General features: G+C 72.7%; 23 protein-coding genes and 1 pseudogene. 17 read left to right on the top strand and 7 right to left on the bottom strand.

The features are described 5' to 3' along the window. Positions 1-4: 4 nt before the first annotated feature. On the bottom strand, positions 5-886 hold the full coding sequence (locus tag HDA41_RS38960; protein ID WP_184992562.1) for a universal stress protein: 882 nt from the start codon (positions 884-886) through the stop codon (positions 5-7). A 61-nt stretch (positions 887-947) separates the two neighbouring features. Here HDA41_RS38960 and HDA41_RS38955 point away from each other — a divergent pair, with 61 nt between their 5' ends. From HDA41_RS38955 to HDA41_RS38935, 5 genes are all read left to right on the top strand, one after another. After that, positions 948-1,301 carry a VOC family protein gene (locus HDA41_RS38955; protein WP_184992560.1) on the top strand — a complete coding sequence of 118 codons (354 nt, stop codon included), beginning with the start codon at positions 948-950 and terminating at the stop codon, positions 1,299-1,301. A gap of 106 nt (positions 1,302-1,407) precedes the next feature. Further along, on the top strand, positions 1,408-3,084 hold the full coding sequence (locus HDA41_RS38950; protein ID WP_184992558.1) for an NAD(P)/FAD-dependent oxidoreductase: 1,677 nt from the start codon (positions 1,408-1,410) through the stop codon (positions 3,082-3,084). Then, positions 3,081-4,526 (top strand): ATP-binding protein, encoded by a 1,446-nt coding sequence (locus HDA41_RS38945; protein WP_184992556.1) that lies wholly within the window; start codon positions 3,081-3,083, stop codon positions 4,524-4,526. The genes HDA41_RS38950 and HDA41_RS38945 overlap by 4 nt, the downstream gene beginning before the upstream one ends. Continuing rightward, positions 4,523-4,876: a UBP-type zinc finger domain-containing protein gene (locus tag HDA41_RS38940; protein WP_184992554.1), complete on the top strand. Its 354-nt coding sequence runs from the start codon at positions 4,523-4,525 to the stop codon at positions 4,874-4,876. The genes HDA41_RS38945 and HDA41_RS38940 overlap by 4 nt, the downstream gene beginning before the upstream one ends. 75 nt (positions 4,877-4,951) lie before the next feature. Further along, positions 4,952-7,927, top strand: coding sequence for a helix-turn-helix transcriptional regulator (locus tag HDA41_RS38935; protein ID WP_184992552.1), 2,976 nt, complete (start codon positions 4,952-4,954; stop codon positions 7,925-7,927). A gap of 54 nt (positions 7,928-7,981) precedes the next feature. Here HDA41_RS38935 and HDA41_RS38930 read toward each other — a convergent pair whose 3' ends face one another. Beyond that, the gene (locus HDA41_RS38930; RefSeq protein WP_184992550.1) at positions 7,982-9,226 is read right to left on the bottom strand and encodes an SGNH/GDSL hydrolase family protein; all 1,245 of its coding nucleotides are present in this window, start codon (positions 9,224-9,226) and stop codon (positions 7,982-7,984) included. Positions 9,227-9,544: 318 nt separating this feature from the next. Here HDA41_RS38930 and HDA41_RS38925 point away from each other — a divergent pair, with 318 nt between their 5' ends. From HDA41_RS38925 to HDA41_RS38910, 5 genes and pseudogenes are all read left to right on the top strand, one after another. Next, positions 9,545-10,921, top strand: a complete 1,377-nt coding sequence (locus HDA41_RS38925) for a CAP domain-containing protein (RefSeq protein WP_184992548.1) — start codon at positions 9,545-9,547, stop codon at positions 10,919-10,921. Positions 10,922-10,999: 78 nt separating this feature from the next. Next, positions 11,000-11,677, top strand: coding sequence for an AIM24 family protein (locus HDA41_RS38920; RefSeq protein ID WP_184992546.1), 678 nt, complete (start codon positions 11,000-11,002; stop codon positions 11,675-11,677). 101 nt (positions 11,678-11,778) lie between these two features. After that, positions 11,779-11,979 (top strand): annotated as a pseudogene (locus HDA41_RS42935) (tetratricopeptide repeat protein); the annotation flags it as partial. A 93-nt stretch (positions 11,980-12,072) separates the two neighbouring features. Then, positions 12,073-12,195 carry a hypothetical protein gene (locus tag HDA41_RS38915; RefSeq protein ID WP_311772182.1) on the top strand — a complete coding sequence of 41 codons (123 nt, stop codon included), beginning with the start codon at positions 12,073-12,075 and terminating at the stop codon, positions 12,193-12,195. Between the two features lie 341 nt (positions 12,196-12,536). Next, entirely contained in the window at positions 12,537-14,210 is a 1,674-nt protein-coding gene (locus tag HDA41_RS38910) for a serine/threonine protein kinase (protein WP_184992544.1), read from the top strand. Here the strand turns inward: HDA41_RS38910 and HDA41_RS38905 are convergent. Next, the gene (locus HDA41_RS38905; protein WP_184992542.1) at positions 14,202-15,635 is read right to left on the bottom strand and encodes a serine hydrolase domain-containing protein; all 1,434 of its coding nucleotides are present in this window, start codon (positions 15,633-15,635) and stop codon (positions 14,202-14,204) included. The genes HDA41_RS38910 and HDA41_RS38905 overlap by 9 nt on opposite strands. A 73-nt stretch (positions 15,636-15,708) precedes the next feature. Here HDA41_RS38905 and HDA41_RS38900 point away from each other — a divergent pair, with 73 nt between their 5' ends. Further along, positions 15,709-16,680: an LLM class F420-dependent oxidoreductase gene (locus HDA41_RS38900; protein ID WP_184992540.1), complete on the top strand. Its 972-nt coding sequence runs from the start codon at positions 15,709-15,711 to the stop codon at positions 16,678-16,680. Here the strand turns inward: HDA41_RS38900 and HDA41_RS38895 are convergent. Then, positions 16,577-17,263, bottom strand: coding sequence for a hypothetical protein (locus tag HDA41_RS38895; protein WP_184992538.1), 687 nt, complete (start codon positions 17,261-17,263; stop codon positions 16,577-16,579). The two genes, HDA41_RS38900 and HDA41_RS38895, sit on opposite strands and share 104 nt — an antisense overlap. A gap of 128 nt (positions 17,264-17,391) precedes the next feature. Here HDA41_RS38895 and HDA41_RS38890 point away from each other — a divergent pair, with 128 nt between their 5' ends. Both HDA41_RS38890 and HDA41_RS38885 read left to right on the top strand, forming a co-directional pair. Continuing rightward, positions 17,392-18,408: a hypothetical protein gene (locus HDA41_RS38890; protein WP_184992536.1), complete on the top strand. Its 1,017-nt coding sequence runs from the start codon at positions 17,392-17,394 to the stop codon at positions 18,406-18,408. Positions 18,409-18,490: 82 nt separating this feature from the next. After that, entirely contained in the window at positions 18,491-18,916 is a 426-nt protein-coding gene (locus tag HDA41_RS38885) for an SsgA family sporulation/cell division regulator (protein ID WP_184992534.1), read from the top strand. Positions 18,917-19,024: 108 nt separating this feature from the next. Here the strand turns inward: HDA41_RS38885 and HDA41_RS38880 are convergent, their stop codons facing one another. Next, a complete protein-coding gene (locus HDA41_RS38880; protein WP_184992532.1) occupies positions 19,025-19,522 on the bottom strand; it encodes a DUF6328 family protein in 498 nt (165 codons plus the stop codon). A 146-nt stretch (positions 19,523-19,668) separates the two neighbouring features. On the opposite strand from HDA41_RS38880, the gene HDA41_RS38875 reads away from it, so the two are divergent. Continuing rightward, positions 19,669-20,016 carry a hypothetical protein gene (locus HDA41_RS38875; protein ID WP_184992530.1) on the top strand — a complete coding sequence of 116 codons (348 nt, stop codon included), beginning with the start codon at positions 19,669-19,671 and terminating at the stop codon, positions 20,014-20,016. A gap of 9 nt (positions 20,017-20,025) precedes the next feature. Here HDA41_RS38875 and HDA41_RS38870 read toward each other — a convergent pair whose 3' ends face one another. Continuing rightward, entirely contained in the window at positions 20,026-21,009 is a 984-nt protein-coding gene (locus tag HDA41_RS38870; protein ID WP_184992528.1) for an aldo/keto reductase, read from the bottom strand. 138 nt (positions 21,010-21,147) lie between these two features. Here HDA41_RS38870 and HDA41_RS38865 point away from each other — a divergent pair, with 138 nt between their 5' ends. Further along, positions 21,148-22,887, top strand: coding sequence for a cholesterol oxidase substrate-binding domain-containing protein (locus HDA41_RS38865; RefSeq protein ID WP_184992526.1), 1,740 nt, complete (start codon positions 21,148-21,150; stop codon positions 22,885-22,887). Between the two features lie 76 nt (positions 22,888-22,963). Here HDA41_RS38865 and HDA41_RS38860 read toward each other — a convergent pair whose 3' ends face one another. Then, complete coding sequence (locus tag HDA41_RS38860) at positions 22,964-24,169, bottom strand: FAD-dependent monooxygenase (RefSeq protein ID WP_376706841.1); 1,206 nt, start codon at positions 24,167-24,169, stop codon at positions 22,964-22,966. 346 nt (positions 24,170-24,515) lie between these two features. Between HDA41_RS38860 and melC1 the strand changes: the two genes are divergently transcribed. After that, entirely contained in the window at positions 24,516-24,878 is a 363-nt protein-coding gene (gene melC1 / locus HDA41_RS38855; RefSeq protein ID WP_184992522.1) for an apotyrosinase chaperone MelC1, read from the top strand. A gap of 32 nt (positions 24,879-24,910) precedes the next feature. Beyond that, positions 24,911-25,732: a tyrosinase MelC2 gene (gene melC2, locus HDA41_RS38850; protein ID WP_184992520.1), complete on the top strand. Its 822-nt coding sequence runs from the start codon at positions 24,911-24,913 to the stop codon at positions 25,730-25,732. Positions 25,733-25,740: the final 8 nt, after the last annotated feature.

The following is a 25,740-nucleotide window of genomic DNA, read 5'->3' as shown; positions in this document are numbered from 1 at the left end:
GCCGTCACACGTGCGGGACCACGGCCACCGGGCAGTCCGCGTGGTGCAGCATCCCGTGCGCCACCGAGCCGATCCGGGCGCCGACGGCCGTACGGTGCGCCCGTCTGCCGACGACCATCAGCTGGGCCGTCCCGGCCACCGACAGCAGCACCTGCCCGGCGCTGCCCATCTCGACGTGCTCCTCCACCGGCACGTCGGGGAAACGCTCCCGCCACGGCCGGACCGCGGCGGCCAGTGCCTTCTTCTCGTACGGCTCCAGTCCCCCGGCCTCGTCGAGGAGCTTCAGGGAGCCGGGGCTGTAGGCGAACACGGGCGGCAGGGTCCAGGCCCGGACGACACGGACGCTCGCCCCGCGCGCGGCCGCCGTCTCGAACGCGAACCGCAGCGCGTCGGCGCTGTCCTCCGGGTCGCCCTGCTGGCCCACGACGACCTCCCGCCCGGCGGCCTCCACCGAGGGCTGGTCACCGGCCCGGACGAGCACCACGGGCCGGGTGGCCTCGGCGATGACCTGCTGGCCGACCGAGCCCAGCAGGAAACCGACGATCGGCCCGTGCCCGCGCGAGCCGAGCACCAGCAGTTCGGCGTCGGCGGCGGCTGCGATCAGAGTGCCGACCGCCGTGCCCTCCACGACGTCGGTGGTCACCTCCAGGCCCGGGTGCCGTTCGGTGAGCGTCCCGACGGCCTCGGCCACCGCGCCGTGCACCAACTCGCCCTGGCTGTCGGCGTCCCCGGCGATCCCCGCTTCGAGCGCCTCCTGCGGCTGGAACCGCCAGGCGTGCACCACGCGCAGCGGCCGGTCGCGCCGCACCGCCTCACGGGCCGCCCAGCCGAGGGCCGCGAGACTCTCCTGCGATCCGTCGAACCCTGCGGTGATCGGGCGTGTCATCCGGCTGCCTCCTTGTGAAAATGTCACTGCGACGATGATCAGTCTTCACTACCCTGCCCGCATGACCTTGGAGTGGGAGCAGGTAATGGTGGACTCGGCCGATCCCGTTGCCCTGGGCCGCTGGTGGGCCGAGGCGCTGGGCTGGACGGTGGTGAACGACGCACCCGACGAGTTCGAGATCCGGCCCGCCCCGGACCGGCTGCCGGGGTTGCTCTTCACGACGGTGCCGGAGAGCAAGACCGTCAAGAACCGTCTCCACCTCGATTTCCGGCCCGTCGACCAGGAGGCCGAGGTGGCCCGTCTCCTGGCGCTCGGCGCGCGCCACGCCGACGTGGGGCAGGGCGAGCAGTCGTGGGTGACGCTCGCCGACCCGGAGGGCAACGAGTTCTGCGTGCTGGGGGCCCGCCGCAGCTGATCTCCGTATCGGAGCGGACCACGGCGATCGAACATACGATGGGCGAAGGCCGGCGCGGTGCCCCGGGGCGCCGCGCCGCGAGTCGACCGCCCGGTGTGGGGGACGTATGGCACAGGCCGCCGATGCGGCGCGGACCGTCATCATGACCGTGGACGACGACCCGGGGGTCTCCCGGGCCGTGGCCCGGGACCTGAGGCGGCGGTACGGCGCGTCGTACCGGATCGTGCGCGCGGAGTCCGGCGAGTCCGCGCTCGACGCGCTGCGGGAGCTGAAGCTGCGCGGCGATCTCGTGGCCGTGATCCTGGCCGACTACCGGATGCCGCAGATGAACGGCATCGAGTTCCTCGAACAGGCCCTGGACGTCTACCCGGGCGCGCGGCGCGTGCTGCTGACGGCGTACGCGGACACGAACGCGGCGATCGACGCGATCAACGTCGTCGACCTCGACCACTACCTGCTCAAGCCGTGGGACCCGCCCGAGGAGAAGCTCTACCCGGTCCTCGACGACCTGCTCCAGGCATGGCGGGCCGGCGACCACCGGCCCGTGCCCAGCACGAAGGTCGTCGGGCATCGCTGGTCGGCGCGCTCCTCGGACGTCCGGGAGTTCCTGGCCCGCAACCAGGTGCCGTACCGCTGGTACTCCTCCGACGAGCCGGAGGGGCGGCGGCTGCTGGCCGCGGCCGGTGAGGACGGGATGCGGCTGCCGGTGGTGATCACGCCGGACGGGACACCGCTGGTCGAGCCGGAGGCCGTCGACCTCGCCGCCCGGGTCGGGCTGGCGACGACCCCGACGGCCGACTTCTACGACCTGGTCGTGATCGGCGGCGGTCCGGCCGGGCTCGGCGCGGCGGTCTACGGCGCCTCCGAGGGGCTGCGGACGGTGCTGGTGGAGCGGTCGGCGACCGGCGGGCAGGCCGGGCAGAGCTCCCGCATCGAGAACTACCTGGGCTTCCCCGACGGGGTGTCGGGAGCCCAGCTCACCGACCGGGCGCGGCGGCAGGCGGCGAAGTTCGGCGCCGAGATCCTCACCGCGCGCGAGGTGACGGCGCTGGAGGTCAACGGCGCCGCCCGGATCGTACGGTTCTCGGACGGCTCGGCGATCGCCGCGCACAGCGTGATCCTGGCGACCGGCGTGTCCTACCGGCAACTTGCGGCGCCCGGCTGCGAGGACCTGACCGGATGCGGGGTGTTCTACGGGTCGGCCCTGACGGAGGCCCCCTCCTGCCAAGGGCAGGACGTGTACATCGTCGGCGGCGCCAACTCCGCCGGGCAGGCGGCGATGTACCTGTCCCGGGGCGCCAAGTCGGTGACCCTGCTGGTGCGCGGTGCGTCGCTGTCCGCGTCGATGTCGCACTACCTCATCCAGCAGATCGAGGAGTCCCCCAACATCCAGGTGCGCTGCCGCACGGTCGTCGAGACCGCGCACGGCGACGGCCGCCTGGAGCGGCTCACCCTGCGGGACGTGGACAGCGGGCAGACGGAACAGGTCGACGCGCAGTGGGTGTTCGTGTTCATCGGCGCGGCCCCGCGGACGGACTGGCTGGACGGCACGGTGCTGCGGGACGAGCGCGGGTTCATCCTCGCCGGGCCCGACCTGACCTCCGACGGCCGTCCGCCGGAGGGCTGGGAGCTGGACCGGCCTCCGTACCACCTGGAGACCAGTGTGCCCGGCGTGTTCGTGGCGGGCGACGCCCGCTCCGAGTCCGCCAAGCGGGTCGCGTCCGCCGTCGGAGAGGGAGCCATGGCCGTGATGCTCGTCCACCGGTATCTGGAGCAGTCGTGAGCGGGCAGCCCATGCCGTGCGCCCCGCAGGAGATCGGCTCCCTGTTCCTGTTCGAGAAGCTGACCCCCGAGCAGCTGGGACGGCTGTGCGCCGAGGGACGGGTGGAGCAGTTCGAGCCCGGCCCCGTGTACACCGAGGGCGAACCCGCCACCTGCTTCTATGTGCTGCTCGAGGGCACGGTCGTGCTGTACCGCCGGGTCGGCGCCGACGACGTGGAGGTGACCCGGACCTCCCAGCGCGGGGTGTACGCGGGGTCCATGCAGGCGTATCTGGGCGACCGGGTGCGGCAGGTCTACACCAACTCCATGCGCGTCACCGAGCCGACGCGGTTCTTCGTGCTGCCCGCGGACACGTTCGCGGGCATCATGCAGGAGTGGTTCCCGATGGCGGTGCATCTGCTGGAGGGGCTCTTCTTCGGTTCGAAGAACACCCAGCGGGCCATCGGGCAGCGCGAACGGCTGCTGGCGCTCGGCTCGTTGTCCGCCGGCCTCACCCACGAGCTCAACAACCCCGCGGCGGCGGCCGTACGGGCGACCGCGACACTGCGGGAGCGGGTGGGCAAGATGCGGCACAAGCTGGCGGTCATCGCGCAGGGTTCGTACTCCCCCGAGGTCATGGCGAACCTCATCGACCTCCAGGAACGCACCGCCGAGCGCGTCGCCAAGGCCCCGACGCTGAGTCCGCTGGAGGCCTCCGACCGGGAGGACGCGCTCACCGACTGGCTCGACGACCACGGCATCGCGGACGGCTGGCGGATCGCGCCCGCCTTCGTCCAGGCCGGTCTCGACGAGGACTGGCTGGACCAGGTCGCGGCGGCGGTGGACGAGGAGCTCCTGCCGAGCGCCATCGGGTGGCTCAACTACACCGTCGAGACCGAGCTGTTGATGGACGAGATCAACGACTCGACCACGCGCATCTCGCATCTCGTCGACGCGGCCAAGCAGTACTCCCAGCTCGACCGGGCGCCCTTCCGACACGCCGATGTGCACGAACTCCTCGACAGCACCCTGCTGATGCTGTCGGGCAAGATCGGCCGGCGGATCAAGGTCGTCAAGGACTACGACCGGACGCTGCCGAGGATCCCGGCATACCCGGCGGAGCTCAACCAGGTGTGGACGAACCTGATCGACAACGCGGTCTCGGCGATGAACAGCGCGGGCGGGGAAGGGACGCTGACCGTGCGCACGGCCCGGGACCACGACCGGCTGCTGGTGGAGTTCCGGGACACGGGCGTCGGTATCCCGGCGGAGGACCGGGGGCGGATCTTCGATCCGTTCTTCACGACGAAGCCGGTGGGTGAGGGAACCGGGCTCGGGCTCGACATCTCCTGGCGGATCGTGGTCAACAAGCATCACGGCAGCATTCAGGTGCAGTCGGAGCCGGGGGACACGCGTTTCCAGGTGCTGCTTCCGCTGACAGCGGTCGAGGAGGAGTCGGCATGAGTGGTGAGAACGGGATCGACCCGGGTGCTGCGCCGAGCGGGAGCGGGTGTGCGGAGTGCGAGACGGCCGGGGGGTGGTGGTTCCACCTTCGCCGGTGTGCGCGGTGCGGGCACGTGGGGTGCTGCGACAGTTCGCCCGCGAAGCACGCGACGGCTCATTTCAGGGAGTCGGGGCATCCGTTGGTGCAGAGCTTCGAGCCGGGTGAGGGCTGGTACTGGGACTACTCGACGAACGAGTTGTACGAGTCGGGGCCGGAGCTGGCTCCGCCGGTGAGTCATCCTGCGGATCAGCCGGTGCCGGGGCCTGCGGGGCGGGTGCCGGATGATTGGGCGAAGGTGTTGCGGGCCTGAGAGCTCGGGGCCTGCTGTTCGGTGGCGGCCGCGGGTTGTTCGTGGTTGATCGCGCCCACGCGGCGGAGCCGCATAATGTCACAGCCCCGCGCCCCTGAAAAGAAGGTTGGTCCTGTGCCGCAGGCTTCATCTGTCACGCCGGTTGTCGGGAGGGACGCCGAACTCGCCCGGCTCTGCGCGGTTCTGGAGCGGGCGCGCGGGGGCGATGCGCGCGCTGTGCTGGTCGCCGGGGACGCCGGGGTCGGCAAGACCCGGCTGCTGGACGAGGTCGGCGGGCTGGCCGCTGACGCCGGAATGACCGTGGTCACCGGGCACTGCGTGGATCTCGGAGACGTCGGTCTGCCCTATCTGCCGTTCACCGAAGTCCTGGGCGTGCTCGCCGCAGACGAGCGGTTCGCGTCCGCCCTGGCCGCTCATCCCGTGGTCGAGCGGCTGCTGGGGGCCGGGACCGATTCCGCGCGGGACGTCGACGGGCGGTTGCGGCTGTTCGAGGGGATGGCGGGGCTGCTGGCCGCTGTGGCGGATGTCGCGCCGCTGCTGCTCGTGCTGGAGGACCTGCACTGGGCGGACCAGTCGTCGCGGGACCTGCTGCGGTTTCTGCACGGCCGGGGTGTTCTGCGGCACCGGCTGGCGGTGTTCGCCTCGTACCGGGCGGACGACCTGCACCGTCGCCATCCGCTGCGGCCTCTGCTGGCGGAGCTGATACGGCTGCCCGCGGTGGAACGACTGGAGCTGCGGCCGCTGGGCGATGCCGATGTGGCCCGGCTGGTGCGGCAGCTCGAACGGCGTCCGCTGGCGGAGGCCACGGTGCGGCGGATCGTGGAGCGGGCCGAGGGGAACGCCTTCTACGCGGAGGAGCTGCTCGCGGCGACGGACACGGAGTCCGGTGGGGTGCCCAGCGGGCTCGCCGATGTGCTGCTGATCCGCTTCGAGCAGCTGTCCGACACCGCGCAGCAGGTGCTGCGCACCGCGGCCGTCGCCGGACGCCGGGTGGAGCACGAGCTGCTGCGGCAGGCGGTCGGGCTTCCCGAGGAGGAGCTGGAGTCGGCGCTGCGCGAGGCGGTGGGGCGGCAGTTGCTCGCCGCCGGGGACGACGACACGTACTCCTTCCGGCACGCCCTCGCCCGGGAGGCCGTCTACGCCGATCTGCTCCCCGGGGAGCGGGCGAGGCTGCACGGCGCGTTCGCCCGGCTCCTCGCCGGACAGGGCCGGGCCGCGGAGAGCGCCGCCGAGAGGGCCCACCACTACCGGGAGAGCCACGATCTCGCCGAGGCACTGGCCGCCTCCCTGGAGGCCGCCGACCACGCCCAGCGGGTGGGCGCGCCGGCCGAGGAGCAGCGACATCTGGAAGCGGCCCTCGACCTGTGGCCGGCGGTGGGTGCCGAGGCGCGGCCCCCGGGCGCCGGGGTCGACCGTGTGACGCTGACGCTGCGGGCCTCGGCGGCGGCCGCGCACGCCGGGGAGCTGCACCGGGCGGTCTCCCTCACACGGTCCGCGCTGGCGGAGCTCGGCCAGGACGCCGACTCCGAACTCGCCGCCCGGGTCCGCTACACCCTCGCCGGGAACCTGCTGAGCGTGGACCACCTGACGTCGGCATTCGCCTACAGCAGCGAGGCACTGGCGATGATCCCCGAGGATCCGCCGTCACGTACGTGGGTGTGGGCGGCGGCCACGCATGCCATGGCCGCTCGCCACGTCGGGGAGATCGAGACCGCGCTGCGGGTCGCCCGGCGGGCCCTGAGCGTCGCCGAGGAGCTGCGGGTGACCGACGCCCAGGCGGACCTGTTGATCTCCCTGGCCGTCTTCGACGGAGACGGGCGGCGCGGCCCCGAGGGCCGGGAGCGACTGCTGAAGGCCCGGGAACTGGCGCGGAGTTCGGGCAACGCGGCCGTGGAGCTGCGTGCCCTGTTCAACCTGGCCATGGGCTGCTACGAGTCCGGTGCGCTGGCGGAGTGCGTGCCCTGGCTGACGGAGGGCCTGGACCGGGCGCGGCGCGCCGGGCTGCTGTCGTCCCCGTATCCGCTGGAGATGCGGTACCTGCGGCTGCTGGTGCTGCAGGTGCTGGGCCGCTGGGACGAGTGTGTGCGGGCGGCGGCGGCCGATGCCGAGGTGCTGCCGGCCGCCGGCGGGTACACGGTCGGTCCCGCACTGTACGTCGCCCTGGCCCGGGGCGACATGACGGCCGCCGACCGGGCGCATGCCCTGCTGGAGGGGCCCTTCGACTGGATGGCCACCCTGGTCGCGGGCATCGTGCTCACCGACGCCGCGGCGCTGCGCCGTGATCCCGAGGACGCGGTGCGATGGACGCGGTCCACGGTCGCGGCCCTCACCGACGAGGCGGGCGCCCGCCCGGACGTCACCGTCCGGCTCGCCGCCCTGGCGTTGTCCTCGGTGGCCGACGCGGCCGCCGAACCGCGGCCGGCGGGCGACGACGCCGGGGCCCGCCGCTGGACGGACACCGCGGCCGAACTGGTGGAGCTGGCGCGGGCCACCGCCACCCAGGGCGAGAACGGTGCGCCCCAGGGACCCGAGGGGCAGGCCTGGCTGGCCCGTGCCGAGGCGGAGTGGATCCGGGCCGTCTCGGGGCCGGACGCCGCGGCCTGGTCGCGGGCGATGACGGCGTTCGGCTACGGCGACGTCTACGAGCAGGCGCGCTGCCGGCTGCGGTATGCCGAGGCCCTGGTGGCGGCCGGGCGCCGTGAGGAGGCGGCGGCCGAGGCCCGCGAGGTCCGGGAGACCGCCGGCCGTCTGGGCGCCACGCCGCTGCGGGAGCAGGTGGACGCCCTGGTCCGGCGCGGCCGCCTGGCGGGCACGCCGGAGACCGACGAGCGCGCCGGTGTGCTCACCGCGCGCGAGCAGGAGGTGCTGCGGCTGCTCGCGCTCGGCCGCAGCAACCGGCAGATCGGCGAGGAACTGTTCATCACCGGCAAGACGGCGAGCGTCCACGTCTCCAACATCCTCGCCAAGCTGGGCGCGTCGAGCCGTGGCGAGGCGGTGGCGATCGCCTACCGGGAGGGCCTGATCACCTCTGAGCCGTCGGCGTCCGGCTGACCTGCCGGACGCCGTGCGGGAGGGGCGGACCTGGTCGCGTCTCCCTGATCCGGGCTAGCGGCTCCCGCAGTCGAGGCTCTCCAGGTCGACGGCGTCGGCCATCGCCCGCATCCCCTGGTCGTTGGGGTGCAGATGGTCGCCGCCGTCGAAGCCGGGCCGGATCCGCTCGGGGTCGTCGGGGCTGCGCAGGACGCGGTCGAAATCGGTGACCGCGTCGAACTCGCCGCTGGTGCGGATGAAGGTGTTGACCTCCTGGCGCACGGCTTCCCCGGCGGGGTCCCATTCCTGCCAGCCCTTGTAGGGGGCGATCGTGGCGGCGACGACGCACTTCCGGGCCGCGTGCGCCCGGGCGGCCAGCGTGCGGTACCCGGCGATGAGTTCGTCGGCCGTGGCGCCGGGTTCGGCCTTGATGTCGTTGACACCCTGGAAGAGGAGCACCGTGCGCAGCCCCGGCAGAGACAGCACGTCCCGCGACAGGCGGTTCCGGGCGCTCTGTCCGGGGCCGTCGGCGAGGACCTTGTTGCCCGCGATGCCTTCGTTGGCCACCCCCTCGACGGTGGTCTCGGGGGACGCGCGCAGCCGGCGGGCGAGGTAGTCGGGCCAGCGGCGGTCGAGGCCGGTCGTGGAGTGCCAGCCGTCGGTGATCGAGTCGCCGAGGGCGGCCACGGCACCGGCCGCGGGCCGGGGCCGCACGGTGACGACGTCGAGGTAGAACCAGGAGCCGGTCCGCCGCGCCCAGTTGGCGCCGCTCTCCTCCGCGGCGTGGTCGCCGTCGGTGGTGTACGACGTCTGCATCGCCATCCAGTGCCCGGTGAGCACTCCGCCCGCCCGGGGGACGTAGAAGCTGACGACGAGCTTGCTCGCGGCGGGGACGCGGCCGGGCAGCGGGTCGCTGTAGACGATGCCGCCGGCGGGGACCGTGACGGAGCGGGCGCCGCCGAAGGTCAAGCGCCGGTTGCTGCCGGGGACGAGTGCGGCTCCGTCACGCTGGAGACCCGCGTGGACGTTCTCGAACGTCACCGGCTGGTCGCCGAAGGCGTTGGACAGCCGCACCCTGAGGCCGGTGCCGCCGACGCTGGTGCGCACGACCAGCCGGTAACCGCGGCCGTCGGCCGCCGCGCCGACGCGGTCGGCGGAGGAGGCCCAGGTGACCACGCCGTGCCCGGGCCCCGTCGGGGCGCTGGCCGGTGGGGCCGGCTCGTACCCCTGGGGTGTCCCGCCGGACGCGCAGCCCAGCGCGAGGCAGCAGGCGAGGGCGGCCAGGGTGGTGCGGCCGCGGGGGCGTGCGGTGCGTGGCATCGTGGGCGCTCCTTCGGCCGGTCGCACGGGTGGTCGGTGTCAGGGGGGCAAGATCCCGCAGCGTCGCGGAGCCACCGGGAGCGAGCGGGATGTTCCGTGCCGTCCCGGCGTAGACACGGTAGTGGTGCGGCCTCCGACGCTGTGCGAGTGGCCTCGGTGTGTCCGACCTGCGCCGGTGTGGAGGCCGCCTCCCCCAGGCGGACGTCGGCTTCGTAGGTGTGGACCGGGCTGACGTGGGAACCCTCGCGCCGCGACGGCCGTTGTCCTGGCATCCGCGTCCCCACGGGGCGGCCGGTACGACGACAGCAGGGGGGCGTGATGAGCGAGTTGGTCCCCGGTGGCAATCTGCCGCTTCCGGGCGGGGCGGTGACCGTCCGGGTGCCCGGCCCGTTCGGCGTGTCCGCGCTTGTCACGGACGACGGTGGAAAGGTGCGGGACGACGGCGACTTCGTGTTCTACAACCAGCCGGCCGCGCCGGGAGCGACGCTGCGGGGCGAAGCGCTCACCGTGGACCCGGCGAGACTGCGCGCCGGTGCCACCCGGGTCACCGTCGCCGTCAGTCCCGCCGAGCCCGGAACCGCCCTCGGCCGCCTGCCCTCCCCCACCCTGCACGTCACCGACGCGGGAGGCCGCCCGCTCGCCCGGTTCGCCCCGCCGCGCCCCCGCCAGGAGACGGTCCTGCTGCTCGCGGAGCTCTACCGGCGCGGCGACCGCTGGAAGCTGCGCGCCCTGGGCCAGGGGTACGCCGACGGACTGGCGGGACTCGCCCGGGACTTCGGCGTCGACGTCGTGGACGACGCGCCCGTGTCCGGGCCGGACTCTGCGGCGGCCGGTGCGCCGGGCGCGCGGCGCCAGACCGGGAGCTCGGCCGGCGTCGGCCCCTCCCCCGGTCCCCCAGCCTTCGCGCAGCCCGCCTCCGATCCGTACGACTTCGCCGCCGTGGTCAACTCCGCTCGTACCGCCCTCGGTTCACCACCGGTCTCGCTCGACCCGCGGCTGGTGTCCGCGGCGCGGGCCCACACCGCCGCCATGGCCGCGTCCGGACGCCTCGGCGTCGAGAGCCGTGACGGCGTCTCCGTCTACCAGCGGGTCGTCGGCGCCGGGTACGCGTACCTCACCGTCGGCGAGCACCTGGTGTCCGGCCCGCGCACCACCGCCGAGTTCGTCGCGTACTGCATGCGCACGGACGGGGCCCGCCGCACCCTGCACGACCCGGCGTTCACCCACGCCGGAGTGGCCCACGTCCACGACGGCCCCACCGGTGACACGTACTGGACCGCGCTCTGGGCCAGGCCCCTCGCTCCGGACGGGCTGGCGGGCGTGGCGGCGGCCGTGACCGACCTCACCAACCGGGAGCGCGCCCGGGCCGGACTCCCGCCCCTGGCCGCCGATCCCCTGCTCACCGCCGCCGCCCAGGCGCACAGCGCGGACATGGTGTCTCGCGCCTTCTACTCGCACACCGCGCCCGGCGGCAGCCAACCCTGGGACAGAGCCGCCGCCGCGGGCTCCACCCGGCGTTCCATCGGCGAGAACATCGCCTGCGGCCAGCGTTCTCCCGCCGAAGTGGTGGAGGGCTGGATGAACAGCCCCGGCCACCGGGCCAACATCCTCAAGCCCGGCTTCACGCACCTCGGGGTCGGCTTCGCGGGCGGCGGCCGGGCGGGCACGTACTGGACGCAGCTCTTCGGCGGCTGACACCGCGCCACCGCGCGCCCTGCTCGTCACACGCCCTCGATCTTGGCGGAGGGGAACGCTCCGGGTGAGGATGCGCGTATGAAGGGTGACCTCTTTTCCAGCCGGCACATGGCACAGCCGGCCGTCGCACCGGGTATGACGGTCGAGAACGCCAAGTGCCTCCGCTACACGGTGAACGGCGAGATGCTCGCCCGACAGGGCGCGATGATCGCCTACCGCGGCAACCTCCAGTTCGAGCGCAAGGGCCAGGGTGTGGGCGGCATGCTCAAGCGCGCGGTCACCGGGGAGGGACTTCCGCTGATGGCCGTGCGCGGGCAGGGCGAGGCCTGGTTCGCCCACGAAGCGCAGAACTGCTTCATCGTCGACGTCGAACCGGGCGACGAGTTCACGGTCAACGGCCGTAACGTCCTGTGTTTCGACGCCACGTTGTCCTACCGCATCGCGACCGTGAAGGGCGCCGGCATCACGGGCGGCGGCCTGTTCAACAGCGTCTTCACCGGGCAGGGCAGGCTGGGGCTGATCTGCGAGGGCAATCCGCTGGTCATCCCGGTCTCGCCGCAGTATCCGGTGCACGTCGACACCGACGCGGTCGTCGGCTGGACGGCGGGCCTCCAGACCTCGCTGCACCGCTCGCAGTCCATCGGCTCGATGCTGCGCGGCGGCTCCGGCGAGGCCGTGCAACTGGTGCTGCAGGGCGAGGGACACGTCGTCGTGCGGCCGAGCGAGGCCACACCGCAGAAGACCGGTCAGCACTGAGGTCCTTCCTCCACGGTGATCCGCTCCTCACAGGCAACCCCGTCCGTCCGGCCGACGTCTTGATCGACAGCAGGTGATGCCCTGGCCCTTGAGGCCAGGGCTCACTGACCGACGCCGCCGGCACCGAGCAGTTGAGGGCGGCCGAGCGTGCGGGAAAGCCCGGGGAGGCGGCGCGTTCCGGACTCGCGGTGGCCGAGGCGCACCGCCGGCTGGGCCGGGTCGAGGACGCGGACCGGGCCTGGAAGGCGAGTCACCGGGCCGGTGCGTCCGGGCGGGACGGGGTGGCCGCGGCCGTCGCGGTGGAGCTGGTGCACGCCTTCTCCCTCTGGAGACAGGCGACGATCCCGGTGCCGCGGCGGAGCTGAATCGAGCGGGCGGGCGGCCGTCCGGCGGCCATGGCGGAGGCCAGGCGTCACCTCGCCGCCGTCGAGACGGCGCTCGCCGGGGCGCCGCTGGAGGCGGGGGCCCTCGGTGAACTGCGGTCACTGCCCGGCTTCCTGGTACGGCGCGAGCTCTGAGCCGACCGCCCCCCCGGGGAATCCGTCGCCGAATTCATCGGAGGGGTGTCGGGTTCAGTCGTCGGACACCTTCGCATTTACCGTCGGTTACCAGCAGGCCGTCCGGTGATTTGGGAATCGGCGGGCGGCGGGGACGAATTCTCCGCACCCGCGGCGGCCCCGGGGCGGCCGAGGTGAGCCGCTCCCGGCCCGCGAAAGGCCATTTCCTCTCGCACACTTGATCCTCTCCCTTGAATAAAAGACAAGAATGGACGCCGAGTTGCGATCCGGTTGAACGCAGCACGGCTCGTCCCCCGTACTTCTGGAAAAGGTGAGAGCCAGGTTTCCAGCGAGGGATGGCCATGGGCAGGGCGCACGTCTCCACACACCAGTTGGTCGCCGGCCGGTACCGGCTGCTCGAGATCATCCAGCGCGAGACCAACCGCATCTGCTGGTACGCCGAGGACATCGGCACCGGCGAGGTCTCCCGCCCGTGTCTCGTCACGCAGATCGGGCTCCCGGACGACGCCTACGAAACCGAGCGTCGGGCCGCCGCCCGCCTGCTGCGCACCTCCGAACGCATGGCGCTGCTGTGCCCCGGCCGGATCGCCACGGTCGTCGACGCCGCCGAGGAGGCCGGCACCCTGTGGACCGTCAACGAGTGGATCGACGGCACCCCGCTCGGCGAACTCCTCTCGGAGCAGGGCACGTTCCACTACGTGCGGGCCGCCCGTATCGGCCTGGAGCTGCTCGACGTGCTGGACGCCGCGCACGCCGAGGGCATCACGCACGGCGAGCTCAGCCCCGGCCAGGTGTTCGTACGCGAGGACCACTCGGCCGTCGTCACCGGCTACGGCCTGGTCGGCGCGACCCTCGCGCCCCGGCTCACGGCACCCGCGTTCGCCTCCCCGGAACAGGCCCGCGACCAGCACATCGGGCCCGCGGCCGATCTCTGGGCGCTCGGCGCGATCCTGTACACGATGGTCGAGGGCCGCCCGCCCTTCCGGGACCGGGGCCGGCCGGAGAACACCCTGAAGGGCGTGGACCGGCTGCCGCTGCGCACGCCGGTGCGCGCCGGGCCGCTCACCCAGGTCGTGCAGGGACTGCTCCGCAAGGACGCGCGGGAGCGGCTGACGCGCCCGGTGGTCCGGGAGGCGCTGACCCGCGCGCTCAGCGAGGACCCGGAAGCGGCCATGGGGGCGGTGCCCGTGCCGCGGCTGCGCGGCGCGTACGCCGCGATGCGGCCGGGGGGTCCGGCATGGAGCAGACGGACCATGGTCGTCGGCACCACCCTGGCCGTGGTCACCGTCGCGGTCGCCGTGCTCGCCGCGACCCAGGGGCTGCCCGGCAGTGACGCGGGCAGCGACGCGGCGGACTCCCCGGCCCGGCCACCGGCCTCCGCCGCCTCGCCGGGCGAGGGCACCGGCGGGGGCAGCCCCGAGCCGTCCGTGCCACCCAGCCGGACCGGCTCCCCGTCCCCAACGCCCTCTGCGTCGTCCCCGGACCCGGACCCCAAGCCCACCCCCACCCCCACGCCCACGCCCACGCCGTCCGCCCCGGCCACGGCCCTGCCGCCCGGTTTCCGTACCTACCGCGCGCCGGAAGGCTTCTCCGTCGCGCTCCCCGAGCACTGGACGCGGCTGGACACCGACCGCCAGGGCGATCTGGCGTACCGCGTGGTCTTCGGCGCCGACGGTGACGGCCGCACGCTGGCCGTCACCCACAGCGCACGCGTGGGGCCGGACCCCGTGGCCGTGTGGCGGGACGACGTCGAACCCAACCTGGAGCGGTCCGGCGGCTACCGGCGGATCGGCGAGATCCGCGCGACGACGTACCAGGGACGCGAGGCCGCCGACATGGAGTGGACGGCGGTCGTCGACGGCGCCCGGGTGCACACCTTCGGCCGGGGCTTCCTGCTGGGCGGGGGTCGGAGCTTCTCGCTGCGCTGGACGACGCCGGACGCCGACTGGGAGGACAAGGCGAACCAGGAGGCGTTGCGGACCTTCCTGAAGACGTTCCGGCCGGGCTCAGACTGAGCCGCGCGGGGCGCGCAGGGAGGTGAGCGGGCTGGGGTCGTAGGGCTGCGTGCGCCAGCTCGCGGTGAGCGTACGGTCCGCGAGGGAGCACGTCAGGGCCAGGCGGTGCGGGGTCTCCAGGAACACCACCTCCACGGCCAGCGTGCCGGGGTCCGTCCAGCCGCCGCTCACGGCGGTCGGGAGCGGCTCCTCCGCCACCGTCCAGCTCTTCGCTCCGATCCGCAGGTCCAGCCGGTTCTCGCCCTCGGTGAGCCTGAGCGTCCAGCCGTCCGCGTCCGGTACGAGCCCGGCCGACAGAGCGGGACCGTCTCCCTCAAAGGCCCTGAACTCGGCGGCCGTCCATTCCTCCGCCCGCTCCGGCGGTGCCGGCCTGCCCGGGGCGGGCGGCAGCGCGAGTCCGGCGAGGCGCTCCCGCAGGGCCTCGTCGGCGGCGTCCCGGCCGGGCAGCGGCTCGGGCCCGAAGGCGGGCAGCAGGTGCTGCCAGACGAGGTTCAGGTAGTCCTGCTTCCGCTCGGTCGCCGCGGTCGCCGCGATCACCGCGTCGTACTCGGGCAGCACAAGGCAGAACTGGCCGTACGCGCCGTCGCCCCGGTAGCCGTGCCGGGAGATCCAGAACTGGTAGCCGTAGCCCCGGTCCCAGTCCTGCCGGTCCTGGTCTCCCATGGCTCCGGCGGTCGGTATGCGCGGGCGCGCGGCCCGGGACACCCACCCTTCGGGCAGCAGCCGCTCGCCCTTCCAGACCCCGTCGCGCAGATAGAGCTCGCCGAGACGGGCGACGGCGTCGGTGGTGGCGTGCAGACCGCTGTAGCCGATCTCACGGCCGGCGCGGTCCCGCTGCCAGAACACCTCGCCGATGCCCAGCGGATCCAGCACCCGCGGGCGCAGATACGCGGTGAGCGGCTGCCCGGTCACCCGCTGGACGATCGCGGCGAGGGTGTAGGTGGTGGGCTGGTTGTAGGCGAAGACGGTGCCCGGGTCGCGGTCCGGCGGCAGCAGCAGGAACGCGCGCACGGGCTCCTCCTTGTCCAGCCCGTAGACCTCCTCCACGGTCTCCCGCTCGTGGCCGCTCGACATGGACGCCACGTGCCGTACGAGCATGGCCCGGCTGCGCGGGTCGGTGATCTCGGCCTCGAACTCCGGGAAGTACGAGATCACCGGCGCGTCGAAGTCGAGCAGCCCCTCGGCCTCGGCCAGAGCGGCGGCGGTCCCGGTGAAGCTCTTGCTGAGCGAGTACAGCAGGTGGGGGCGGTCGGGGGTGTACGGCGCCCACCAGCCGGAGGCGACCAGCCGGCCGTGCCGCATGATCACCAGGCTGTGCGGCTCTATGTCCGGAGCCGCTTCGAGGGCGTCGAGGAAGGCGTGGACGCCGGACGCGTCGACGCCCTGGGCGGCGGGACTGCTCGCGGGCAGAGCGGAGGCACTCATGGGGGCATCCTGCCCCTGCCGGCGGGCCTTGATCGAGCAGTTTTCACGTCCGTTGTCCGGGGACTCGGCGCCTATGGTGCAAATCGGATACACGATGATGACCGAGCAGGCCGGCCCCCGAGAGCTCGTCGACCATGTGGTGCGGGCCGAGGAGGCGGGCTTCGACTTCTCGGTGACCTCCGACCACTACTTCCCGTGGCTGCGCTCGCAGGGTCACTCGCCCTACGCGTGGGCGGTGCTCGGCGCGGCCGCCCAGGCCACGTCCCGTATCCCGCTGATGACGTATGTGACGTGCCCGACGTTCCGCTACCACCCGGCGGTGGTGGCGCAGAAGGCGGCGACGGTCCAGTTGCTCTCCGAAGGCCGGTTCCGGCTGGGGCTCGGCTCCGGCGAGAACCTCAACGAGCACGTCGTGGGCGGCGGCTGGCCGTCCGTCGACGTACGGCACGAGATGTTCGAGGAGGCCGTGGAGATCATCCGCGCCCTCTTCAAGGGCGGTCACGTCAACCATCGCGGCACGCACTTCGACGTGGAGTCGGCCCGGCTGTGGGACCTCCCGGAGGAGGCGCCGCCGATCGGCATCGCCGTCTCCGGGGAGCGGTCGTGCGAGCTCGCGGGGCGGCTGGGCGATCTGGTGATCGCCACGGAGCCCAAGGCGGGGCTGCTGGAGGCGTTCGACCGGCACGGCGGTGAGGGCAAACCCCGCGTGGGCCAGCTGCCGGTCTGCTACGACCCCGACCGGGACACGGCCATCAAGCGCGCCCACTCCCAGTTCCGCTGGTTCGGCAGCGGCTGGAAGGTCAACTCGGAGCTGCCGCACCCGGATTCCTTCGAGGCGGCGACCCAGTTCGTCACGCCCGACGACGTCGCCGACTCCATCCCGTGCGGCGACGACCCGGACGCGTTCGTCGAGGCCGTCCGTCCGTACGCCGAGGCCGGTTTCACCGAGATCGCCCTGGTCCAGATCGGTGGCGACTCGCAGCCGGCGTATCTGGACTGGTCGGAGAAGACCCTGCTGCCGGCCCTGCGCGACGCGTTCGGCTGAGGTCCGCCCTCGCCACGAACTGTTCGACGACGAGCACCCTCCTCGTCGGGGAGCTTGCCTTCACCAGGGCGCTCACCCGCTGGGCCTCTTCGATGGTCGGCGTGAATCCCACGAGGAGGAGGGGCAACAGCAGTCGACGGACGAGGACCTCGCTCTCCGAGATGCCCTGGGGCCGGCGCACGACCGAGACGTTGACCCGGACGGCGTGTTCATTGCCCGGCGGCACTCCGGGCCGGTCCGTCTCGATCGCCGCGTAGCGGAAGCCGTGCGCGAGGAGGCAGGCGTGGCAGCCGACGGGTCCACGGCCGAGCCGATCGCCGCAGTCGGTACAGGCCAGGCGGTCGAGCGCGGCGTCCACGACCCGCCAGTCGTGCCGGTCGGGTTCGGCGACGACCAGTTCGGCGAGGGCGGTCTCCTGCTCGCACCCCGTCACGTCCCAGTGACGCGAGAACGCGGCCCACTCCTCCTCGACCAGGCCGTCGACGAGGTCACGGCAGACGGCACAGGCGGGGGCACCGCCGTACTCGTATCCACCGCATTCCGCGCAGGGGCGCAAAGGCGCACCGACATCAGGTCGCACCATGGCCCGAGTCTCCCGCACCGGGCGGGGGGAGGAGAAACGATTTACGTCGGCAGGCCCGGGCCACGGGCTCGTATAGGCTGCCGACCTGCACGTAATCGATCGGCCAACCCCATTCAGGAGAGTCGTCCGTGACCCTGGCGATCACCCCGCCCGAAACCTCCCCGGCGCCCGTCTGCGAACCGGTCGCGCGGGACGCGCGAGAGTTCGGGGCGTACGCCCGGACCGGAGGGTGGGCCTTCGGGCTGAAGGTGGCGCGCAGTGTGCGGCCCGGCGGGCAGGGCTCGGACGAGACGCCGAAGGTGTCGGCGAAGGAGTTCGCGGAACTCGCCGGGTGCTCCCCCGAGCGGGTCATGCGCTACTACAAGGCGTGGGACCGGGCGGCCGACGACGGGCTGGTCCCGCACTTCGAGGCCCTGGCGCCGGGGCAGGAGGTGGAACTGCCGGACGCCGACGTGTGGCTGAGCTACTACGTCTCCCGCTCGGGCGCCACGTCCGGGCGCGGCACGGCCATCGCCGAGGCCGCCGAGGCGGAGGGGATCCGGCCCACGAAGGCGCTGGAGGTCGCGGAGAACCCCACCGCTCTGCGCGCCGCGATCCTCGCCGACCCCGCCACCGCCCGCGCGGCCCGCCAGGCCCTGCTGGACCGGGTCCGGGAGGACCCCGAGCTCCAGTCCGAGCTGGCCCGTGACGTCGTACGCACGGACGAGCTCAAGAAGGCCGTCGCCGGCGAGAGCAGGGCGGCCGACCGGATCGGATACGTGCGCCAGATCGCCGAGTCGGGACAGATCAAGACGCCCGCCGGGCAGACCGTGGACGCGCCGGCCGACCTCCGTCAGGAGGCCGAGCGGCACCTGTCGCTCATCGACGAGCTGGACGAGGGCGAGGACGCCGGCGAGTGGGCCGCCGAGGCGTACGACACCATGAAGTCCCTTGTCGTCGAAGCCGTCGAGACCGACCCCGGTCTGCGGGTGCAGGAGCGGCGCACGAAGTTCTACAGCAGCCTCCAGAAGGCGACCAAGGTGTTCGAGGAACTGACCTTCGACGACGCCGGGGACTTCTACGAGGACGACATGGTCCAGCGCCTGGAGGAGCTCCAGCGGGCCGTGGCCGTGTGCATCGAGTCCCTGCGCGGTGCCCGCGGGTAATCACCCGGAGGGCTGAGCATCTTGTGCGTATCGGGGGTACTAGAGGCCTCTACGTCGGTTGGTTCTTCCCGGAGGCCCTCTCGTGAACTCCTTCGTGCACAAGACCCTGGTGGTGCAGCTCCAGGCGGGTGACACGGAACGTTTCTCCGTGCTCGCCCACCTGAGCTACGACGCCGCGGACCCGTTCGCCGTCACCGTGGTCTTCAGCCACGACGGCCGCGTTCTCGCCCGCTGGCAGCTGGACCGCGAGATGCTCGGCGAGGCGCTGCGGCGTCCGGTCGGGGTGGGGGACGTGCGGATGCGCCCCGTGTCGCTGGGCATGTGGCAGGAGCTGCGCCTGGAGTTCCTCGGTGACGCCCGTCCCGACGGCGGCCGTCACCACGCGGTGGTCTTCGCGTGGGCCCCGGCGTTCGCGGCGTTCCTGCGGGAGACCCACGAGGTGGTCCCCCCGGGCCGCGAGGAGGTCCGCGTCGACGACTTCCTGGCGGACGTCATCGCCGGGGGCTGACCCGGGGGCGTTGCCCACTGACAACCTGCTGTGCTGTCCGCCGAGGCTGCCGCGCTGTCCGCCGGCCGCCCGTGCCGTGGTGCCCATGGTGGGCACCACGGCAGACCGTCACTGCGACGTGTGGCGGTGCCTGACCCACAGAGGCAGGACGAACCAGCACAGCAGGTACCAGCCGACCACGCCGGCGACGAGGAAGGGCACGAAGCCGTCGTGCGTCGCCACGCGGAGTATCAGCAGCAGTGAGGCGGTCGTCGTGGCGAGCAGCAGCACGAGGCCGAGCAGGGTCAGCCGGGAGGCCAGCCGCACCGCCTGGGGTTTGACGCGCCGCCCGGAGACGAGGCGGTGCAGGGACACCGGCCCGATGAGCGCCCCGGTCGCGCATGCGCCGAGGACGACCGTCATGAGGTAGATCGTCTGGTCCGTGTCGGTCAGGTCGTCGTACTTCTCGGTGAACACCACGGTGAGCAGAAAACCGAACAGGATCTGCACGCCCATCTGGGCCACGCGAACCTCCTGGATGAGCTCCTGCCACATCCGGTCCGCTCTCTCCTCCTCCGTCTCGTTGCGCCCCCGGCGCCTCGGCGCGCCCTCTGCCGTGTCCGCCACTGTTCCTCCCCGGTGTGAGACATGAGTGCTTCTCTCACGCGGGTTCCCCGTAAGCGGCCGTCCTCCCGGCCCGCAGGCGGTTTGAGCGATCAGCGTGCGGTTACACGGACGGCGACTGACGCACAGCCTGAGGAGGTCGTGGACGCATGTCCGGTACGCAGCTCACCGTCACGCTCAGCGGCGGGGGTACCGACGACGCACGAGCGGTCGTCCGGGCCCTGGAAGGCACGTTCGGGGCGCCGGACGAGCTGCCCGCCGACGAGAACGCGACGGTGCACATGGCGACCTTCGACGGCGGCACGGACACGAGTCCCGCCGGCGGCGCCGGGGCGGGCGCCGAGCGCCTGTCCGCCCCGGTGACCGTCACGGTGCAGGGCTCCCCGGAGGCGGTCCGGCGGGCGAGTGACACGCTCACCCGGGCGTTCACGGCCCGCGACGACGGTGCCGCCTCCGGCGACCAGGAGCAGGAGAGGCAGCTGCTCCTGGTGCCGTGAGGACGCGGCTCACCAGCGGGATTCGACCTGGTCCTTGATCCGCCGGTCGTAGAGGTCGCGGATCGCCGTCAGCGTCTCGCCGGACAGCTCCGGCAGACGGGCGGCGGCCGCGTTGGCGCGGGCCTGCTCGGGTGAGCGGGCGCCGGGGATCACGGTGGTCACGCCGGGCTGGTCGATGATCCAGCGCAGGGCCAGCTGGGCCGGGGCGTATCCCTCGGGGGCGAACGCGGAGAACTCGGCGGCCGCTTCGACGCCGGTGGCGTAGTCGACGCCGGAGAAGGTCTCGCCCACGTCGAAGGACTCACCGTGCCGGTTGTAGGTGCGGTGGTCGTTCTCGGGGAAGACCGTGTCCCGCGTGTACTTGCCCGACAGCAGGCCGGAGGCGAGCGGGACGCGGGCGATGATGCCGACGCCCGCCTCGCGTGCGGCGGGGAGCACCTCGCGCAGGGGCTTCATGCGGAACGGGTTGAGGATGATCTGCACGCTCGCCACGTTCGGCCGGGCGATCGCGGTCAGCGCCTCGGCACAGGTCTCGACGCTGACGCCGTACGCGGCGATCCGCTCCTCCTCGACCAGGGTGTCCAGGGCGTCGAACACCTCGTCCGTGGAGTAGACGGGCGTCGGCGGGCAGTGCAGCTGCACCAGGTCGATACGGTCGACGCCGAGATTGCGCCGGGAGCGGTCGTTCCAGGCGCGGAAGTTGTCGAGCACGTAGTTCTCGGGGATCTGGTCGACCCGGCGGCCCATCTTGGTGGCGACCAGGACGTGCAGGTCCGGCCTGCCGCTGAGGAACGCGGCGATGGTCTGCTCGCTGCGGCCGTCGCCGTACACGTCAGCGGTGTCGAAGAAGGTCACCCCGGCCTCGGCCGCCGCCTCCAGTACCGCGAGGGCTTCCTTGTCGTCGACGTCTCCCCAGTCGGCACCCAGCTGCCATGTGCCAAGACCCACGACGGAAGCGTGCTGGCCCGACCTGTCGAATGTGCGCTCGTCCATGGGCGTCAGTCTGTCATCCGTCACGGCCGTGCGCGGACCATCGGGCTCCGGGCTGCCGTCCCTGCCAGATTCACTCACACGAGTGAATAGAGTCGACAGGGACGCGTCAGGTGTCAACGAGCCCCTAGCGTGGCTTGAGTGACAAGTGGTTCAGCGAGCAACTACCCGTCGGACGAGGCGCGTTGGTCGCGCCGGGGTTTCCTCCTCACTGCGGCCGCGCTGGCCGCCGTGCCGGGCCTGCCGGCGGATCCGGCGGCAGCCGCGGCGGAGCTGCCGGACTTCCCCGCCGACGTCGCGCTGTACCGCTCGGCGTACCGGAACTGGGTCGGCGAGATCACGGCCGACGGCCTGTGGGCCTGTGCGCCGGGAAGCCCCGGCCAGGTGGCCGACGTCGTCAACTGGGCCTGGCGGCACGGGTGGCGGGTGCGCGCCCGGGGCGCCGCGCACGGTTGGTCACCCCTGACGGTGACGGAAGGGACGCCGTCCGGCGCACCCGTCCTCCTCGTCGACACCACACCTCACCTGACCGGCCTCGCCCTGGACTCACCGGCCGCCGTGCGCGCCGGCGCCGGAGTGACCATGGAGACCCTGCTCACCTTCCTGGAGGAGCACGGCCTCGGTGTCACGGCGGCTCCCGCTCCCGGTGTCCTCACCCTGGGCGGCGCCCTGGCCATCGACGCGCACGGCACCGCCGTTCCCGCGCGGGGCGAGCGACGCCTGCCGGGGCACACGTACGGCTCGCTGAGCAACCTGATCCTGTCGCTGACGGCCGTGGTGTGGGACTCCCGGGCCGGGGCGTACGCGCTGCGCACGTTCCACCGTGACGAGACGGACTGCGCCGCGCTGCTGACCCATCTCGGGCGGTCCCTGGTGACCGAGGTGGTGCTGCGGGTGGGCGCCGATACCGACCTCCGGTGCGTGAGCCGTACGGACATCCCGGCCGGCGAACTGTTCGCCGCGCCCGGCTCGGGCAAGGGGCGCACGTTCGCGAGCTTCCTGGAGGAGGCCGGGCGGGTCGAGGCGATCTGGTTCGCCTTCACCGAGCACCCCTGGCTGAAGGTGTGGAGCGTCTCCCCCACCCGGCCGCTGACCTCACGGCATGTGACACGGCCGTACAACTACCCGTTCTCCGACAACGTCCCGGCCCCGGTGGCGGAGCTGGCGGGCCGTATGACGTCGGAGGCGGCCTGGTATCTGGCGCCGGTGCTCGGCACCGCGCAGTACGACGCCGCCGCGCTCGGGCTGGTGGCGACACTGTCCGGCGACATCTGGGGACCGTCCAAGAACACGCTGCTGTATCTGAAGCCGACCACCCTGCGGGTCCACGCGAACGGCTATGCCGTGCTCACGTCCAGGGACCAGGTGCAGAAGGTCGTCTCCGAGTTCGCCGTGTTCTACCGGGAGCGGCTGACGGCGTACGCGGCCCGGGGCAGCTTTCCGGTCAACGGGTCGGTGGAGATCCGGGTGACCGGACTGGACGACCCGGGCGACTCCGGGGTGGCCGGGGCCCGTCCGCCGCTGCTGTCCGCGCTCCGGCCGCCCGAGGACCACCCCGAGTGGGACACGGCCGTGTGGCTGGACGTCCTGACCCTGCCGGGCACTCCGGACGCGGAGGCGTTCCTGCGCGAGGTCGAGCGATTCCTGCTGCGCGCGTACGACGGCGGGTCCGCCCTGACCCGGGTGGAGTGGTCCAAGGGGTGGGCGTACACGGACGACGGGGTGTGGAGCGACGAGGAGGTGCTGGGCTCGGTGGTGCCGTCCGCGGTCGGTCCGCACGAGTGGGCCGAGGCGGACGCGGTGCTGGACCGGCTGGACCCGCACCGCGTCTACGGCAACGCCTTCCTGGACCGGCTGTTCGGGCAGGGCGCCGAGGGATGAGGTGCGCCTGCGCGGTGGGGGCGTGACGCTCCGGGCGGGCGCGTGACGCTCCGGAGAGGAATGCCGGCGCGGGCGCTTACTCGCGGGCGGCCAGGGCCCGCGCGTGCACGGTCCGCGCGACTCTCGGGCCCAGCCAGCTCTTGAACCGGCGCAGTGGCTCCAGCTGCCCGGCCGCCCGGTCCAGCCGGTAGTACAGCTGCGGCGGGACATGGGGCAGCAGGGGCGAGTGCCGCTGGCCGAGCAGGGCGAACATGCGCTCCGGCGGCAGCCGCACGTAGCGCGGGAGGTTCTCGTACCACTGGGCGCTGTAGCGGGCCGCGCTCTGCACGGGCAGGAGGGCCGCCGTGCGTTCCCGTTCGTAGCGGGCGAGGGCCTGCGGGAGTGCGGAGTGCTCGCGCAGCGCGGCGGCCAGGGCGATCGCGTCCTCCAGGGCGAGGGTGGTGCCGGCGCCGATGGAGTAGTGCGTGGTGTGGGCGGCGTCGCCGAGCAGGACGAGGTTGTCGCGGTACCAGGTGCGGTTGGTGAGGGTGCGGAAGGTCTGCCAGGGCGTGCCGCCGGCGCGGCCGAGCAGGGGGTGGCCGTCCAGGACGCCGGCGAAGAGCTGCTCCAGCAGCGCCCGTCCGTCGTCCTCGCTCGCCCGGTCCAGTCCCAGTCCGGTCCAGGTCTCGGGTGCGCACTCGATGACGCAGGTGCTGCGCTCGGGGCCGTATCCGTAGCCGTAGCACCAGATCCAGCCGTGATCGGTTTCGACGAAGGCGAAGGTGAAGGCGTCGAAGACCTTCGTGGTGCCGAGCCAGACGTACGGGTTGCGCCCGGCCGTGACCTCCGTGCCGAAGTGTGCGGCGTGGCGGGTGCGCAGGGCGCTGCGGACACCGTCGGCCGCCACGACCAGGTCCGCGCCGGCGGGCAGGTCGTCGGCGGTGATCTCGCGCTCGTACTCCAGGCGGACGCCGAGCTCGCGGGCCCGGGCGGCGAGGATCTCCAGCAGTCGGTGGCGGCCGATGCCGTGGCCCTGGTCGCCGCTGTGTCTGGCCGTCAGGTCCCGCACGTGGGCGACGCCGTCACGCCAGCGGACGGAGTCGCCGTCGAGGGCACGCGCCGACTCGGGGTCCTGCTCATGGAGCCGGTCGTACAGTCCGCGCCAGTACGTCACGCCCCAGCCGTAGGTCGAGCCCTCCGGGTCGCGTTCGTGGACGGTGATGTCGTGGGACGGGTCCTGCCGCTTCAGCAGGATCGAGAGATACAGACCGGCGGGCCCGCCGCCGACACAGGCGACCTTCACGCACACCCCTGAGAATTACCGAGAGCTGTCAATGATGCACGCAGAGTAGCAGGGCAAAGGCATCATCAGCCGGCCGTCGAATCGCGCCAGATTCACGGCGTGACGCGCACCACGGACAGCGGGCCAGACGGGGAGAAACACCCGCCCCAGCCCCCCTCGTGGGCGGAACTTCCCGCTCCGCACCCGCTCGAACACCCCCTCACAGCAAGATCATCTTGGTTCAAGGTTGCACGACATAAGGGGAATTGCCCGAATCGAAGCCAACCGGCTCGCGTGGATTTCTCCCGGTACCGGACGGGCCGATAGGCATGCGGGGTCATCAGCCGAACGAACCCAGGAGGTCCGTATGCCGGAACTCAGCCGTCGCCGTGCGCTCACCGCCGCGGCAGTCCTCGCCACTGCCGCGGGGCCATGGTCGGCAGGCACCCCGGCCATGGCCGCCGGGCACCACGACGCCCACGGGACCTTCGACGAGGTCTACAAGGGCCGCCGGATACAGGGCCGTCCGGCCGCCGGAGCCGGTCACCACCACGGCGCGGGATACGCGGTGTTCGTCGACGGCGTGGAACTGCACGTGATGCGCAACGCCGACGGCACCTGGATCAGTGTCGTCAGCCACTACGACCCGGTGCCCACCCCGCGCGCCGCCGCCCGCGCCGCCGTGGACGACCTCCAGGGCGCGCCACTGCTGCCCTTCCCCGCCAACTGACCTTAGACGCAAGGCACCTGGAGCACTCGCACATGACCGTCCGCAAGAACCAGTCCGCCCTGACCGCAGACGAGAAGCGGCGTTTCGTCGCCGCGCTCCTGGAGTTGAAGCGCAGCGGCCGCTACGACGCATTCGTCACGACACACAACGCGTTCATCGTCTCCGACACCGACGACGGCGAGCGGACGGGACACCGCTCACCGTCCTTCCTGCCCTGGCACCGAAGATTCCTCCTGGAGTTCGAGCGGGCGCTGCAGTCGGTGGACGCGTCGGTGGCCCTGCCGTACTGGGACTGGACCGTCGACCGTTCGCCGCGCTCCTCGCTGTGGGCGCCCGACTTCCTCGGGGGCACCGGGCGCGAGAGGGACAGCCGGGTGACGGACGGGCCGTTCTCCGCGCCCGCCGGGAACTGGCCGATCAACGTGCGGGTCGACGGCCGTACGTTCCTGCGGCGTTCCCTCGGTGCCGGGGGACGTCAGTTGCCGACGCCGGCCGAGGTCGAGTCGGTGCTGTCGATACCCACGTACGACATGGCGCCCTGGAACAGCGCCTCGGACGGTTTCCGCAATCACCTCGAAGGGTGGCGGGGCGTCAACCTGCACAACCGCGTCCACGTCTGGGTCGGCGGGCAGATGGCCACCGGGGTGTCCCCCAACGACCCGGTGTTCTGGCTGCACCACGCGTACATCGACAAGCTGTGGGCCGAGTGGCAGCGGCGGCACCCCGGTTCCGGCTATCTGCCGGCCGCGGGCACGCCGAACGTGATCGACCTGCGCGAGACGATGAGGCCCTGGCACGACACGAGCCCGGCGGATCTGCTGGACCATACGGCGCACTACACGTTCGACGCCTGACACACAGA

The organism is Streptomyces caelestis (genome assembly GCF_014205255.1).
Taxonomy (GTDB): domain Bacteria; phylum Actinomycetota; class Actinomycetes; order Streptomycetales; family Streptomycetaceae; genus Streptomyces; species Streptomyces caelestis.
Note: the sequence above shows the minus strand (reverse complement) of the source record. Positions and strands in the feature narration are given on the sequence as shown.